At 62.0% G+C, this 14,637-nt stretch carries 11 protein-coding genes; 7 read left to right on the forward strand and 4 right to left on the reverse strand.

The genetic code is table 11. The annotated features are described in order from the left end of the window. Positions 1-50: 50 nt before the first annotated feature. Positions 51-2,663 carry a cation-translocating P-type ATPase gene (locus NQ490_RS10100; RefSeq protein ID WP_007045654.1) on the reverse strand — a complete coding sequence of 871 codons (2,613 nt, stop codon included), beginning with the start codon at positions 2,661-2,663 and terminating at the stop codon, positions 51-53. A gap of 516 nt (positions 2,664-3,179) precedes the next feature. Here NQ490_RS10100 and NQ490_RS10105 point away from each other — a divergent pair. The 5 genes from NQ490_RS10105 to NQ490_RS10125 all read left to right on the forward strand — a co-directional run bounded on the left by NQ490_RS10105 (position 3,180) and on the right by NQ490_RS10125 (position 7,879). After that, the gene (locus NQ490_RS10105) at positions 3,180-5,048 is read left to right on the forward strand and encodes an MSCRAMM family protein (RefSeq protein WP_007045656.1); all 1,869 of its coding nucleotides are present in this window, start codon (positions 3,180-3,182) and stop codon (positions 5,046-5,048) included. Next, complete coding sequence (locus NQ490_RS10110) at positions 5,045-5,803, forward strand: class B sortase (RefSeq protein ID WP_007045657.1); 759 nt, start codon at positions 5,045-5,047, stop codon at positions 5,801-5,803. The genes NQ490_RS10105 and NQ490_RS10110 overlap by 4 nt, the downstream gene beginning before the upstream one ends. Positions 5,804-5,909: 106 nt before the next feature. Next, a complete protein-coding gene (locus NQ490_RS10115; protein WP_007045658.1) occupies positions 5,910-6,860 on the forward strand; it encodes a carbohydrate kinase family protein in 951 nt (316 codons plus the stop codon). A 159-nt stretch (positions 6,861-7,019) separates the two neighbouring features. Further along, positions 7,020-7,268, forward strand: coding sequence for a hypothetical protein (locus NQ490_RS10120; protein ID WP_040917378.1), 249 nt, complete (start codon positions 7,020-7,022; stop codon positions 7,266-7,268). Then, on the forward strand, positions 7,265-7,879 hold the full coding sequence (locus NQ490_RS10125; RefSeq protein WP_007045660.1) for a sugar O-acetyltransferase: 615 nt from the start codon (positions 7,265-7,267) through the stop codon (positions 7,877-7,879). Before NQ490_RS10120 ends, NQ490_RS10125 begins: the two co-directional genes overlap by 4 nt. Positions 7,880-7,931: 52 nt before the next feature. Here NQ490_RS10125 and NQ490_RS10130 read toward each other — a convergent pair whose 3' ends face one another. The 3 genes from NQ490_RS10130 to NQ490_RS10140 form a co-directional block, all read right to left on the reverse strand. After that, on the reverse strand, positions 7,932-9,593 hold the full coding sequence (locus tag NQ490_RS10130; protein WP_007045661.1) for an acyl-CoA dehydratase activase: 1,662 nt from the start codon (positions 9,591-9,593) through the stop codon (positions 7,932-7,934). Beyond that, complete coding sequence (locus tag NQ490_RS10135) at positions 9,590-10,879, reverse strand: 2-hydroxyacyl-CoA dehydratase subunit D (RefSeq protein ID WP_007045662.1); 1,290 nt, start codon at positions 10,877-10,879, stop codon at positions 9,590-9,592. Before NQ490_RS10135 ends, NQ490_RS10130 begins: the two co-directional genes overlap by 4 nt. A 205-nt stretch (positions 10,880-11,084) precedes the next feature. Beyond that, on the reverse strand, positions 11,085-12,398 hold the full coding sequence (locus NQ490_RS10140) for an MATE family efflux transporter (protein WP_007045664.1): 1,314 nt from the start codon (positions 12,396-12,398) through the stop codon (positions 11,085-11,087). Positions 12,399-12,611: 213 nt separating this feature from the next. Between NQ490_RS10140 and NQ490_RS10145 the strand changes: the two genes are divergently transcribed. Both NQ490_RS10145 and NQ490_RS10150 read left to right on the forward strand, forming a co-directional pair. Further along, positions 12,612-13,718, forward strand: coding sequence for an ABC transporter ATP-binding protein (locus NQ490_RS10145; RefSeq protein WP_040917380.1), 1,107 nt, complete (start codon positions 12,612-12,614; stop codon positions 13,716-13,718). Between the two features lie 25 nt (positions 13,719-13,743). Then, a complete protein-coding gene (locus NQ490_RS10150) occupies positions 13,744-14,634 on the forward strand; it encodes a carbohydrate ABC transporter permease (RefSeq protein WP_007045666.1) in 891 nt (296 codons plus the stop codon). Positions 14,635-14,637: the final 3 nt, after the last annotated feature.

Consider the following 14,637-nt stretch of genomic DNA (forward strand, 5'->3'; position numbering starts at 1 on the left):
CCGACAAAAAAAGACGGCACCCGAAGGTGCCGCCTTTTGGCTGTAAGGAATTATTTGCCGCGGATCACACGGGAGAGCTGGATCAGCAGGGTGGGCAGGAAGGCCAGCACCACGATGCACAGCAGCTGGAACCCGTTGATGGGAGCCACCAGGAACAGGCCTTCCAGGGCCGGGACAAAGAGCACAAAGGCCAGCAGCAGCACGCCGGTGCCGAAGGCCATCAGGGAATAGGGATTGCCGGAAAGGCCCAACCGGAAGATGGACTCGGTGCCGCGGCAGTTGAAGCCGTGGAACAGCCGGGCCAGGGTCAGGGTGGAGAAAGCCATGGTGCTGGCCAGCGCCGCGCCGCCCTGAGCAAGACCGATATAGAAGGCGATCATGGCCACCACACCGATCATCAGGCCCTGGCCGAAGACATGGCTGAGCATGGGCTTGTCCATCATGGAGGCGTTGGGATCCCGGGGCTTCTGGTCCATCAGACCGGGGCGGGCGGGCTCCATGCCCAGAGCGATGGCGGGCAGGCTGTCGGTGAGCAGGTTGATGAAGAGCAGGTGCACCGGCTGGAAGGGGACGCTCAGGCCTGCCAGAGAGGCGTAGATGACCGCCAGAATGGCGCCCATGTTGCCGGACAGCAGGAACTGGATGGCGTTGCGGATGTTGGCGTAGACGCTGCGGCCGTTGAGAACCGCCTTGACGATGGTGGCAAAATTGTCGTCCGCCAGGATCATGGCGGCGGCATCCTTGCTGACCTCGGTGCCGGTGATGCCCATGGCCACGCCCACGTCGGCCTTCTTCAGGGCGGGGGCATCATTGACGCCGTCGCCGGTCATGGCCGCAATGCAGCCCCGGCGCTGCCACGCCGTGACGATGCGGATCTTGTGCTCCGGGGAAACACGGGCATACACGGCAATGTGGGGCAGCTTTTCGTCCAGCTCGGCGTCGGACATGTTCTCCAGTTCCACGCCGTCCACCGCCAGGTCGCCCTCCTCGAAGATGCCGATCTGTTTGGCGATGGCGGTGGCGGTGACCTTGTGGTCGCCGGTGATCATGACGGTGCGGATGCCGGCCTTCTTGGCTTCGGCCACCGCCTTGACGCTCTCGGGACGGGGCGGGTCGATCATGGAAATCAAGCCCACAAAGGTGTAGTCCTGCTCATCCTCCAGGGTGAGCAGCCGGGCTTCGGGCAGGGGACGCTGGGCAAAGGCCAGCACCCGCAGGCCGTTTTCGGAGAGCTCCCGGTTGACTTTTTCGATCTCGGCGCGGCGTTCCGGCGTCATGGGGACCACGCCGTCGCCGGTCAGCAGATGGGTGGAGCGATCCAGCAGCACGTCGATGGCGCCCTTGGTGTAGAGCATGGGGCCGTCGTCGGTGTTGTGCAGGGTGCTCATCAGCTTGCGGTCGGAGTCAAAGGCCAGCTCCGCCAGGCGGGGATGCTGGCTGCGGTAGACCGGCGCATCCACATAGAAGTAGTTGCCCAGCTGTACCAGCGCCACCTCGGTGGGATCGCCCACCCCGGCGCCGCTCTCGGCGTTCATGGTGGCGTCGCTGTCCAGCACGGCAATTTTCAGTAGGGCACGCTGAGCGTCGTTGGCCAGCTCCAGGTCGGTGCCGGGGGTCAGGGTGCCGTCGGCCCAGATCTTCTGCACGGTCATCCGGTTCTGGGTCAGGGTGCCGGTCTTGTCGGAGCAGATGACCTGCACCGAACCCAGGCTTTCCACAGCCTTCAGTTCCTTGATGATCGCGTTCTGCCGGGCCATCTTCTGGGTGCCCATGGCCAGCACGATGGTGACGATGGAGCTCAGCGCCTCGGGAATAGCCGCCACAGCCAGGGCCACGGCGAACATCAGGGCGTCCAGCACCCCCATGCCGTTGCGGAACACCGACAGCAGGAACACCACGGCGCAGATGACCATGATGACCACGGCCAGCTTGCCGGAGAAATCGTCCAGGTTTTTCTGCAGGGGGGTCTTGCGCTGCTGGGTCTCGTTCATCAGGCTGGCAATGCGGCCCAGCTGGGTGTCCATGCCGGTGCCGGTGACCACCATGGTGGCCCGGCCGTAGGTGACCAGAGAACCGGAAAATGCCATGTTCTTCTGGTCGCCCAGGGCTACTTCGGCGCCCTCGATGGCGTCACGGCTCTTCTCCACGGCTTCGGACTCGCCGGTGAGGGAACTCTCGTTGACCTTCAGCGACCAGCTGTTGAGGATGCGGCCGTCCGCCACGATCAGATCGCCGGCCTCCAGTTCCACGATGTCGCCGGGCACCACCTGGTCCCCGGGGACTTCCATCCGCTGGCCGTCCCGCAGCACTTTGGCGGAAGGAGCGCTCATGGCTTTCAGGCTTTCCAGGGATTTCTCGGCCTTGAAATACTGCACGGTGCCCAGCACGGCGTTGAGGATCAGCACCGCGAAGATGACCAGGGTACTCTCCAGGTTGCCCGAGAACATCGAGATGATGGCCGCCACAATGAGGATGGCCACCAGAAGATCCTTGAACTGCTCGGCAAACACCGCCAGCCAGCTCTTCTTTTCCCCTTCCGCCAGACGGTTGGGGCCGTACTGCTCCAGCCGCTGGGCCGCCTGCTGGCCGGTCAGACCGCCGGCTGTGACGCCCAGCTGCTCCAGGGTCTCTTTGGGGGACAGATTGAAATAGGGTTTCTGCATACTTATTTCTCGCCTCTCCTGTTCAAAAATGTACCGGGCCGCCCCGGACGGGAAAAGAAAAAAGACTTCCCGGCCTGTGGGATCGCTCCCGGCCGAAAAGTCTTGTTACCACATGATGGGCGCGCTCCGCCCGATTCCTTGTACGGAATCGGGATGTTGACGGTGCGACTTACAACTACTCCCTTTTCAACAAGAAACTATACCATGATTTTGCCCCGAATGCAAGTATTATTTTGCGCATCCGGCGGGCAGATACCCGGGGTGGATTTCTTTACCCGGTCATATACGGGAAGATACAGGAAAATACCGTGCGATACAGTGAAAAACGCTTGCCAATTGCAAAGCGCGGTGCTACAATTTTTATCGAATGAATTTTCGGGAAAATACAACGAAAAAACCGAAATGATGTAAATAGGATGGGGTGCAGGCACGGTTCCGATCCGCCGCAGAGCAGAGAAGACGGTGCCTGTTTCCTTCGGAAAAGCGGCATAGAGAAAAACGATGGGACGGGGAACGATGAGACAAAGGAGATGGGGGGAACTGGGCCGGGCGCTGCTGCTGTTCGGCATCGGTTGTCTGCTGATGGCAGCCGCAGCGCTGCCGGTCCGGGCACAGGCGACAGAGGATTCCTATTTCTATCCGGGGTATCAGGCGGCTCAGAACGGGTATCTGGACCTGATGGCCTACATGAAGCAGATCACCATGACGGTGAACGGACAGGAATACACCACCCAGGAACTGCAGGCGCTGAAAAACGCGGGAACACCGCTGACGCTGGGGCTGGGGGATACGGCCTCCTTCAACTTCCGGTTTGCGCTGTGCGGCCGTGCCTATGAGCCGGAAGATCCCACCCAGCTGGACGAGGATGGGTCGGTGCATGTGGTGTATACCAACGGAACCACCTATTTGAACGGGGAGACGGTGGCCCCCGGTGCCACCGGCATTTTGGATGATTCCTCCCTGATGGTGATCAACCGCAGTGCGGACAGCAGCTGTCTGCGTCTGGATCTGAGCTGGCTGCTGCAGTCCTGCCCCGACGGATTCCAGGTGGAGTACACCGAGGGCGGTGTATCCTTCGAGCAGCGGGATCAGTATCTGTATGTCTATTTTCCCGGCGGCATCGGGCAGGATACCTATGCCGATGCAGGGTACTTTTCCATCGGGGTGACGCTGGGCAAGGCGCTGGACGAGATCCGCATTCCCGGCACCGACGGCTACTATGTGCCCGGTACCGACGATTGGGTGTTTCCGCTCGTGGTGGCGGAATCCCCCAGCGACATGCTGGGGACCATCAGCACCTATGGCGACATCCATGTGCGGAAGATCTGGCAGACAGGGGGGCAGCCGCACCCCGACGCCAAGATCGTACTGCATTACACCGAAAACGGGGTGGAAAAAACCTCGGAGCGCATTCTGAAAGGAGACGATGCGGAGGCCGAGTTCACCATCCGCAATGATATGACCAACTGCCGCCTGGAGGAGGACATGACGGGGCTGGACGGCTATACCAGCACCATGACGGTGAGCGAGGACGGGGCGACCTATACCTTTACCAATACCAGCAGCAAGACGGTCTTCATCAGCAAGCGGAGCCTGGCGGGGGAGGAGGAACTGGCCGGCGCCCGGATGGAGCTGTACTGCCTTTCCAGCGACGGCGGGCAGACCCTGATCGACCAGTGGACCTCAGGCTCGGAACCCCACACGGTACAGCTGAACCCGGGGCGGTTCAATCTGCATGAGGATCTGGCTCCGGCGGGATATGCCGTCAGTCAGGATATTCCCTTCACGGTGCGGGAGGATCTGACGGTCCAGCTGGACGGGGACACCGGCTCGCTGGACGGGGATACCCTCATCGTCACCGACCGGGAACTGACCGTAAAGTTTGCCAAGGTGGACGGTTCCGGCAATCCTTTGCCGGGGGCGGTGCTGACGCTCACCGACAAGACCGACGGAACGGAAATCGACCGTTGGACCACCACCTCGGAACCCCACGAGATCACCTTCCAAACGGAGGGCGGCACGGTACTGGTGGCGGGGCATACCTATCTTCTCCATGAGGAAAGCGCCCCCGAAGGGTATCTGCTGGCGGAGGACGTGGAGTTTGTCTTCAACGGGGACGGCACGATCCCCGACCACGGATATTACACCGTGACGATGGAGGACCTGTCCGAGACGCCGCCCACTGCCACACCGCCGGCGGAAACCCCGCCCACCACGCCGCCGTCCACCCCGCCGGAACGGGTCCAGACGGGGGACAGCCCCTGGATGTGGGTCTGGCTGGCACTGGGGGTTGTCTGCCTGTGTGCCTCGGCAGTCACAGGGCTGTTCTACTACCGCCGGTCCCATATACCGGCCTACTGGCGATTGGGGATGCGTGACCAATGAAAAGTTTTCGCGGCGACAGCCGCCTGATCAAGCCCCCTGCCCGGGGTTGGCTGGTGCTCAGCCTTCTCCTGCTGCTGGCGGGCGTGGGATTTCTCGGCCTTTTCGGGTATGAGCAGTACGGGTACCTGAAAAGCGGCCGCTATTACCAGCAACTGCAGCAGACTGTCCGGACCGGGCAAGCGGCGGAGGAAAGCGGGAGCAAGATCGATTTCGCAGCGCTGCAGGCCATCAATGGGGATACCGCGGCCTGGCTGGAAATGCCGGGTCTGGAACTGGAACTGCCGGTGGTCCAGGCAAAGGACAACCAGACCTGGCTGCATCAGGGATTCGACGGACAGCCTTCCCCCGAGGGATGCCTCTTCTTCGGGGTGTCCGGCGGGGAGGAACCGGACCTCTACCGGGTGATCTACGGCCATAACCTGCATACCGGCTCCATGTTCAGCGGGCTGACCCGCTACGGGGAAGAGGCGTTCTTCCAGGCAAACCCCACCTTTACCCTCTGCACGCCGCAGGGGGACCAGACCTGGCGGATCTTCTCCTGCCACGACGCCACCGATACCGAGGAACTCTACCGTACCGGGCGTACCAGCGGGGAGGAATATGACGCCTTCGTGGCGGAACTGAAGGCGGCCTCGCTCTATGACACCGGCACGGAAGTCCCCCAGGGGGCACAGGTGCTGACGCTCTCCACCTGCGCCACCAGCTATGGCAGCGGTCTGCAGCGGTTTGTGGTGCATGCGTTCCGGGAATCCTGAACGGCTTCCGGCAGAATTTTCAGAAAATCGTTAACGCCGGCAGGAATGTGTGCTATAATGCTGTCAGGAATAAAGCGCAGGAAAGCGCTTTGTAGGGAGGTTTTCCATGAAAGATGTTGTAGCCCTGGGCGAACTGCTCATTGATTTTGCCCCTGTTTCCACCGACGAGGCGGGCTATCCCACCCTGAAAGCCCAGCCCGGCGGCGCCCCCGGCAACTTCCTGGCGGCGCTGCAGCAGTACGGCTGCACCACCGGCCTCATCGGGAAGGTGGGGGATGATACCTTCGGCCATCTGCTCAAAGGCACGCTGGACAAAATCGGCATCGATACCACCGGTTTGATCATCGACCCGGCGGTCTTCACCACCATGGCTTTTGTGACGCTGGACGCCACCGGCAACCGGTCCTTCAGTTTTGCCCGCAAGCCCGGTGCCGACACCTGTCTGCGCAGCGAGGAGGTCAACACCGCCCTGCTGGAGGACTGCAAGGTCTTCCATTTCGGCACCCTGAGCCTTACCAGCGAACCCGCCCGCTCGGCCACCCGGGACGCGGTGGCCTACGCCAAAAAGCAGGGCAAGCTCATCAGCTTTGACCCCAACCTGCGCAAGCCCCTGTGGCCCAGCGACGAGGCCGCCAAGGAGCAGATCGAGTGGGGCCTGCACCAGGCGGACATTGTGAAGATCAGCGACGAGGAGATCGAATTCCTGTGGGGCCTCTCTCCCGAGGAAGGCGCTCAGAAACTCCTCGGGGAATACGGCGTGAAACTGGTCTACGCCACCTTAGGCCCCAAGGGCTGCCATGTGGCGAACCGCAACGGCAGCTGCGAAGTGCCTTCTCCCACGGGACTGCATGTCATCGACACGACAGGCGCCGGGGACATCTTCGGCGGCAGCGCCATGAGCCAGTTCCTGCACCTGGGCAAGGCCCCCGAGGCCCTGACGGTGGAGGAACTGCGCACCATCACCCGCTTTGCCTGCTGCGCGGCCAGCCTTTCCACCCAGACCCACGGCGGCATCACCAGCGTGGTGCCCGAAGCGGAAGTCCGGGCCATCTTCTGAGGAATACCATAGAAGAAATAGAAACGGAAGGCGTCCTCCCTGCGGAGGACGCCTTCCGTATTTGACTGCCGTAAACTGCCGCAGAAGGAACAAAAATTCTCTTTACACAACGTGTGTAATCTGTCATAATGAAGAAAAATGGAACAGGAGGGACCGTCCATGAAAAAACTGTTTGCATTGGCTGACCGCTTTCTGCAGGAATCCGACTGGAAGACCATGGCCCTGCTCAAATTCTGCCTGCTGGGGCTGGGAATTGTCATAGGCGCGATGGTCCCGCCCAAACATAAAAAGACCGCTGTGGCCGTCGGGCTGCCGCTCTTCTTTGTGACCTATCTGCCGCTGATGGCCAAGCTCATCCATCTGGCGGCGGAACAGCAAGAGGCGGATCTGGAGGAGGACTACGTATGACGATGCAGGAAAAGATGCACAATGTGTCGCTGTATCTGCCCAACGACCCCTCCATCGTGGCGGAACAAACCAAGTGCCTGGAAAAACTCTACGACTACAACGCTACTCGCCCGGGGGAAGGGGAAAAGCGCACCGCTCTGCTCCGGGAGATGTTTGCGGAGTTCGGTGAGGGCAGCTACATTGAGCCGCCGCTGCACGCTAACTTCGGCGGCAAGTTTGTCCATTTCGGAAAAAATGTCTATGCAAACTTCAACCTGACCCTGGTGGATGATACCCACATCTATGTGGGGGACTGCACCATGTTCGGCCCCAACGTCACGGTGGCCACGGCGGGCCATCCCATCCTGCCGGAACTGCGGGCCCAGGGGTATCAGTACAACGCGGCGGTGCACATCGGCAGGAATTGCTGGATCGGCGCGGGGGCTGTGATTTTGCCGGGTATCACCATCGGGGACAACGTGGTGGTGGGCGCGGGCAGCGTGGTGACGAAGGACCTGCCGGACAATGTGGTGGCGGTGGGCAACCCCTGCCGGGTGCTGCGCCCGGTCAGCGACAACGACCGGGAATACTACTTCAAACAGCACGCCATTGACCCGGAACTGCTGCGGTAAACCAAAAAAAGACCTGCTTTCGTAAGAAAGCAGGCCTTTTTTGTTGGCAGACTCAGTGGGTGGTTACCATATCCATGGCGAACAGGGCGGCACCCAGGGCACCGCAGAGCTGTGCCTTGTCGCTGACCACCAGGGTGGTGCCCAGCTTTTCTTCCAGCGTCTTGACCAGACCCTGGTTCTTGGAGACGCCGCCGGTCATCATGTAGCGCTCCTCGCCGCCCACGCGCTTGGCCAGCGCGGCGGTCTTGGAGGCCACCGCCTTGTTCAGCCCGTGAACGATGTCGTCGGTGGGCTTGTTCTGGGCGATGAGGGAGACGACCTCCGACTCGGCAAACACCGTGCACATGCTGGAGATGGTGATGTCTTCCTTATAATGCAGACCGGCCTTGCTCATCTCGTCCAGGTTCATCTCCATGGTGCGGGCCATCATCTCCAGGAAGCGGCCGGTGCCGGCGGCGCACTTGTCATTCATGACGAAGTTCACCACGGCGCCGTTTTCGTCCAGCCGGATGACCTTGCTGTCCTGACCGCCGATGTCAATGACGGTGCGGACGCTGGGATCCAGATAGTGGGCACCCCGGGCATGGCAGGTGATCTCGGTGATGCTCTTGTCGCCGTCCTGGATGGCCGTGCGGCCGTAGCCGGTGGTGACGATGGCATCGATGTCCTCCCGCTGCAGTCCGGCCTGTTCCAGGGCCTGCTCCAGGGCGCGCTCAGCACCCACGGCAGCGCCGGCACCGGTGGGCAGAATCACGCCGGTGACCATCTGCTTTTCCTTGTCCAGGATCACCACGTCGGTGCTGGTGGAACCGCTGTCAATGCCTGCAAAATAGCCTTTTCCCATCTTGATCTCCTTTTCCTCCCCCTGGCTGGGGTCCATGCTCTCGGCAAAGGCCTCCAGACGGGTCAGCAGCTGACCGCTGCTCTGCAGCGTATAGTCGGATTCGATCTTCAGCAGCGGCACCGCCACACTCTGTTTCACCTGGGCGTACTCAAAGCTGTAAAAATCGCAGAATTTTACCGTGTGATAGATGATCCCCTTCAGGTCGGGATCGTTGAAAAGCCGCTTGCGGCCGGTGTTGTCCATCATCCGCATGCAGGGGATCTGCCCCAGCAGCTCGGCGGCATACCACTCCATCAGGGCGTCAAAGTCGGCGTCCTCCGGCGGCAGCACCTCGCCCACCGACCGGTTGTGCACGCAGGTCTCGTTCTCCACGGGATAGGGCATGGCGTTCTGCACCATCTCGAAGAGCTCCTTGCCCATCCGGGCACCCAGCACGCTGATGTGGGGACCGCGGGTCTTCTCGGGAGCATGGAAGGCCGCCCGGAAGGCATCGGCATCAAAGGTCGTGCCCTTGTAGGCCGCGTAGGCCTTGGCCAGCCCTTTCAGCTGGGCAGCTGTGCGCTCCCGGCTGCACTCGCCGCCGCTGTGCAGCATGTCCACGATGTAGAGGAAGTCCAGCTTGCCGCTCTCCTCCAAGACGTCGTAGACGCTGCGGATGGTGTCGCAGCAGTTCACCAGTACCAGCTCGTGGACCTGGCCGCTCATCACCGCTTCCAGCAGGGATTTGCCGAAACCGCAGATGTTGGAATGGGCCAGCTGATCGGCCCGGTCAAAGCCCTCCTGCATGCCGTTCAGGTTCTCGCACTCCGCACCCAGAGCGGTCAGCAGTTCAATGGGCGTATATTTGCACACATAATAGGTTTTGTTCATCCTTGCGCTCCTTCCTCGGTGCGGCCCGGTTCGTTCAGCATCTCCAGGAAGGCGCCCAGGCGGGTGGAGGTCTGGCCCTCACCGCCGTGGCTGCGGTCGCAGCCGTCGCCGTCCAGGATCAGCAGCGGCAGCCCCGCTTCCTCAAACTTCTTCTTGGCCAGCTGGGCCGCGCCCAGGGTGTGCTTGCAGCCCCAATGGTCGAACCACACCACGCCGTCGGCCTTTACCTGCTTGGCGTGGCGGATGCCCGCCTCGATGCGGCGCACCGCGCTGCCGTTGAGGGCATGGTAGACCATCCGGTGGGCCATGGCCTCATAGGGATGTTCGGAATCAAAGTCCGGTTCGGATACTTCGCTGAGTTCACACCCTACGATCTGGGCGTCCTCCTGGAAGAGCAGGCCTTCCTTGATGGCGTCCGACCAGAAGGGGATGGTGTGCATCCAATAGATGCGCTTGCCCTTGGCGGCGGGAGCTTTCTCCACGTCCCGGAGCAGCTCGTCCACATAGGCTTCCACCTGGGGCGTGCCCAGCAGGATGTTGTTGGTCATGCCGCAGTACAGCGGCGTCACCAGATCGGTAGGCACATACCGGTCGGCCCGCTTCTGCTGATAGCTGCGGTATTTTTCCAGGGTGCGCTTGGAACGGCGCAGCCGCTCCTTCAGCGCTTCCTCGTCGATGGTGCGGCCGGTCTGCTGCTCCAGGAAGGAGGCCAGCGCCCGCAGCTGGGCGGCCACATAGGCCACGTTGTCCTCGTTCTGCTGCATGGGCACGTCGATGGCAAAGGGCTGCACATGGTACAGCTGGCTCAGCGTGCGGAAGGTCAGCAGGTTGGCATCGCAGGTCAGGTTGGTGTAGACGATGCACTTCGGTTGGGGCAGCACCCCTTTCTGGGCCGCTCCCAGAAAGGTCTTGTGGTAGCTGCACAGCGTCTCGGAAATTCCGGTGTTCTCCGCCTGCTGCAGAAAGCCGCGCTCCGCCTGGGAGCCCGACAGATAGCAGGAGAACGCCTCTACATTGTAGGGGTGCAGTCCCACCTCCTGGAGCATCTCACAGGGGGTGAAGACGCTGACCATGGCCGAATGGTCGGGGTCCTGCAGCGGGGCCAGCATGGCGTCCATCATGATGCGGGCCAGCTTGCGGTCCGCCGGCTGCAGGCGTTTGTCGGGGCTGAACCGGTTTTTCAGGTTCTGGGCTTCCCAGCCGGTGCGCAGCAGTCTGCGCGCACGGGTGGGGTTCTGGTTGCTCCAGGACTCCACGGCCCGCCCGAAAGTCTCTACTACTTGCATAATGTTCCCTCTCTCTACTCTCCGCGCCGGTGCCTGTGCAAAAAAAACGGCGGGTCCTCCGGCCGGAGACCGACCGGAAAACCCTCGCCCGTTTCAGTGGTTACGGTGTTTTTTGCATAGGATGCGCTTATTCTATGATACACCCGTTGCATCGTAAAATCAATGGATTTTTTGTACAGTTCTTCACGTTTTGTCTTGCTGAAAATTAGGCTGGATGCTGCTGGGCACCGCCGCCGGGGGCCGGCATGGGGCAGTGGGTCAGATACCAGGCAAAGAGCAGCGAGCTGATGGTCCAGGTGATGGGATAGGCCCAGAAAACCACCGCGATCCGGGGAATGAAGTGCACCGTGATGGTGATGTAGGTGATGCGCAGTGCACACCAGATGGCCAGCATGACGACCATGGGCACCATGGGGCGGCCCAGTCCCCGCAGGATGCCGGCGCAGCAGTGGCTGAAGGCCAGCAGGCAGTAGAACAGCGACACGGTGCGGGCCTGATGCACGCCGAAAGCGATGACATCCGCCTCGCCGCTGAAAGCGCCGATGAGGATGGGCGCCAGGGTAAACATGGCCAGGCCCACGCACTCCGCCAGCAGGGTGGAGCAGACGATGCCGAACCGCATGCCGCGGCGCACCCGGTCCAGCTGACCGGCGCCGATGTTCTGGCTCACGAAGGTGGCCAGCGCCATGGAGAAGCAGGTCACCGGCAGGAAGGCGAAGCCTTCCACCTTGCTGTAGGCGCCGCAGCCCGCCATGGCGTTGGCACCGAAGGCGTTGATGTTGGCCTGGACGATGACGTTGGCGATGGAGATGACCGAGTTCTGCACGCCGGAGGGCACGCCCTGGGCCACCACAGCCCGCAGGGTGGCGGGGTGGAAGCGGACTTCCCGCCAGTGCACGCCGTAGGCTTCCTTGGTCAGGGAGAGGCGGCGGAAGGCCAGCACGGCGCTGACCGTCTGGGAGAGGATGGTGGCGAAGGCCGCACCGCCCACGCCCATGTGCAGCCCGGCGATGAACCACAGGTCCAGGATGACGTTGAGCACCGAGGCGGTGATCAGGTAGCGCATGGGGCTGCGGCTGTCGCCCACCGACTGCAGGATGCTGGCCCCCACATTGTACATGACCACGGCCAGGGAACCCAGAAAGTAAACCCGGAAGTAGATGATGGAGTTGGGCAGGACCTCCTCGGGGGTATCCATCCAGCGCAGGATCTGGGGCGTCAGCAGTACGCCGATGACGCTCAAGGCCACACCGGCGGCCAGGCCCAGGGCTACCGTGGTATGAACGGCCCGACGCAGAGCGGTGTCGTCCTTGGCACCGTAATGGCGGGCCACCAGCACGCCGGCACCCAGACTGACGCCGTTGACGAAGCCGGTGAGCAGAAAGATCAGGCTGCCCGATGACCCCACAGCCGCCAGGGCCTCACCGCCCAGGAAGTTGCCCACGATCAGCGAGTCCACCGCGTTGTAGAGCTGCTGGAACAGGTTGCTGAAGAAGATGGGCACCGCAAACACAAGCATACCCCTGGCCACGCTGCCGCTGGTCAGGGAAACATTTTTTTCAAACACGCTTTTTCCCACACCTCTGTTTTGTATAATTTCTCTCCTATCCTACGCGCCCCGGGGCAGGGTGTCAAGCATGGATCGAGGCAAAAACCGGCCGAAGCCTTGTGAAGCGGGGCGAAACCCTGTATAATAAAGGACAAAACGCAAAGCACAGGGGAGATGGAGTGCATGAATATTCAGTTGCAGGACCTGACCAAGCGTTTCCCGGCCCGGGGCCGGAAAGCCCGCGGCGAGGTCACGGCGGTGGACAGGCTGACGTTTGAAGTGCCGGACGGTCTGCTGGTGGGATTGCTGGGCCCGTCGGGCTGCGGCAAGAGCACCACGCTGAACATGATCTGCGGGTTGGAGACCCCCACGGAGGGCAGGATCTTCTTCGGCGGGAAGGACGTGACCGACCTGCCGCCTGAACTGCGGGGTGTGGGGATGGTGTTCCAGAACTACGCTCTCTACCCGCATCTGACGGTTTTGCAGAACATCACCTTTCCGCTGGAAAACCTGAAAGGGGCCCAGAAGCTGTCCAGGACCGAGATGCGCCGCCGCGCTTTGGAGGCCGCCGCACTGGTACAGATCGAGGAACTGTTGGACCGCAAACCGAAGGAACTCTCCGGCGGGCAGCAGCAGCGGGTGGCCATCGCCCGGGCGCTGGTCAAGATGCCCAAGGTGCTGCTGCTGGACGAACCCCTCTCCAACCTGGACGCCCGGCTGCGGCTGCAGACCCGGGAGGAGATCTGCAAGATCCAGAAAAAGACCGGCATCACCACCCTGTTCGTCACCCATGACCAGGAGGAGGCCATGAGCATCTCGGACCGCATCGTGGTGATGAAGGATGGTCTGCTCATGCAGCAGGGCAAACCCCAGCAGGTCTACGACGACCCGGCCAACCTGTTTGTGGCCAAATTCCTGGGCACACCGCCCATCAATGTGTTTGAGGGCACGGTCCGGAACCAGCAGCTGCTGCTGGCCGGGCAAGATGTGCTCCCCGTGCCCGGCGCCCCGGACGGCGACGTCTGGGTGGGCATCCGCCCCGAGGGATTTGTGCCCGACCCCCAGGGCCCGGTGGTGTGCGGACTCTCCCGGGTGGAGGTCCTGGGCCGGGACGTGAGCATCGTCTGCACCCATCCCGCCTGCACCACCGACACCCTGCGGGCCATCGTCAACGCCCGCCACGATGTGGACGATGCCGCCGGTACCGTCCGCTTCACCCTGCACCCCGACAAGGTGTTCCTGTTTGATCACCAGACCGAAGCCCGCATCCGCTTCGGCACCCAGGGCTGACGACCCCGAAGGGAGGAAACTGTCCATGCATCGCAATTCCCACAAGGCGTGGCTCTACCTGCTGCCGTCGCTGGTACTGCTGGGAGCGTTTCTCGTCTATCCCCTCATCGACGTGCTGATCTACTCGGTGGAGGAAGGCTTCAACTTTGCCTCCCAGACCTACTTCGGGGTAGGGTTGTACAACTACAGCTATGTGCTCCACGACCCCTACTTCCTGCAGGCGGTCCGGAATACCTTCGTTCTTGTCATCATCACAGTGCCCATCTCCACCGGGCTGGCGCTGCTGATCTCGGCGGGGCTCAGCTCCATCCGGCCGCTGCGCAAACTTTACCAGACCGTCTACTTCCTGCCCTACGTCACCAATACCCTGGCCGTGGGCCTGGTCTTCATGGTGCTCTTCCAGAAGACCGAGTACACCGACGGTCTTGTGAACCTCATGCTCCGCTGGTTCGGCGCCGGACCCATCGACTTCATCAACGGTCCCCACTGGGCCAAGATGTTCGTGCTCTGCTTCTATACCATCTGGGTGGTCATGCCTTTCAAGATCCTCGTGCTCACCGGAGCGCTGGCCTCGGTGAACCAGGACTACTACAAGGCCGCCCGGGTGGACGGCACCTCCCGGCGGCGGATCTTCTTCCGCATCACCCTGCCGCTCATCTCGCCCATGATCGTCTATCTGGTCATCACCGGCTTCATCGGCGCCTTCAAGGCCTACAGCGACGCGGTGGCCCTCTTCGGCACCGACCTCAACGCCGCGGGGATGAACACCATCGTGGGCTATGTCTACGACATGCTCTACGGTGACAGCGGCGGCTACCCGTCCTACGCGTCGGCGGCGGCCATCATCCTGTTCGTCATCGTCCTCACCATCACCTGCATCAACCTGCTGGTCACCCGCCGGCAGCTGCGCGACTAAGGA

The organism is Subdoligranulum variabile, from assembly GCF_025152575.1.
GTDB classification, from domain to species: domain Bacteria; phylum Bacillota; class Clostridia; order Oscillospirales; family Ruminococcaceae; genus Gemmiger; species Gemmiger variabilis.

Excerpts from the sequence above, each read along its gene's own strand:
- NQ490_RS10100 (WP_007045654.1), bottom strand. The coding sequence starts at position 2,663 with ATGCAGAAACCCTATTTCAATCTGTCCCCCAAAGAGACCCTGGAGCAG.
- NQ490_RS10105 (WP_007045656.1), top strand. The coding sequence starts at position 3,180 with ATGAGACAAAGGAGATGGGGGGAACTGGGCCGGGCGCTGCTGCTGTTC.
- NQ490_RS10110 (WP_007045657.1), top strand. The coding sequence starts at position 5,045 with ATGAAAAGTTTTCGCGGCGACAGCCGCCTGATCAAGCCCCCTGCCCGG.
- NQ490_RS10115 (WP_007045658.1), top strand. The coding sequence starts at position 5,910 with ATGAAAGATGTTGTAGCCCTGGGCGAACTGCTCATTGATTTTGCCCCT.
- NQ490_RS10120 (WP_040917378.1), top strand. The coding sequence starts at position 7,020 with ATGAAAAAACTGTTTGCATTGGCTGACCGCTTTCTGCAGGAATCCGAC.
- NQ490_RS10125 (WP_007045660.1), top strand. The coding sequence starts at position 7,265 with ATGACGATGCAGGAAAAGATGCACAATGTGTCGCTGTATCTGCCCAAC.
- NQ490_RS10130 (WP_007045661.1), bottom strand. The coding sequence starts at position 9,593 with ATGAACAAAACCTATTATGTGTGCAAATATACGCCCATTGAACTGCTG.
- NQ490_RS10135 (WP_007045662.1), bottom strand. The coding sequence starts at position 10,879 with ATGCAAGTAGTAGAGACTTTCGGGCGGGCCGTGGAGTCCTGGAGCAAC.
- NQ490_RS10140 (WP_007045664.1), bottom strand. The coding sequence starts at position 12,398 with ATGCTTGTGTTTGCGGTGCCCATCTTCTTCAGCAACCTGTTCCAGCAG.
- NQ490_RS10145 (WP_040917380.1), top strand. The coding sequence starts at position 12,612 with ATGAATATTCAGTTGCAGGACCTGACCAAGCGTTTCCCGGCCCGGGGC.
- NQ490_RS10150 (WP_007045666.1), top strand. The coding sequence starts at position 13,744 with ATGCATCGCAATTCCCACAAGGCGTGGCTCTACCTGCTGCCGTCGCTG.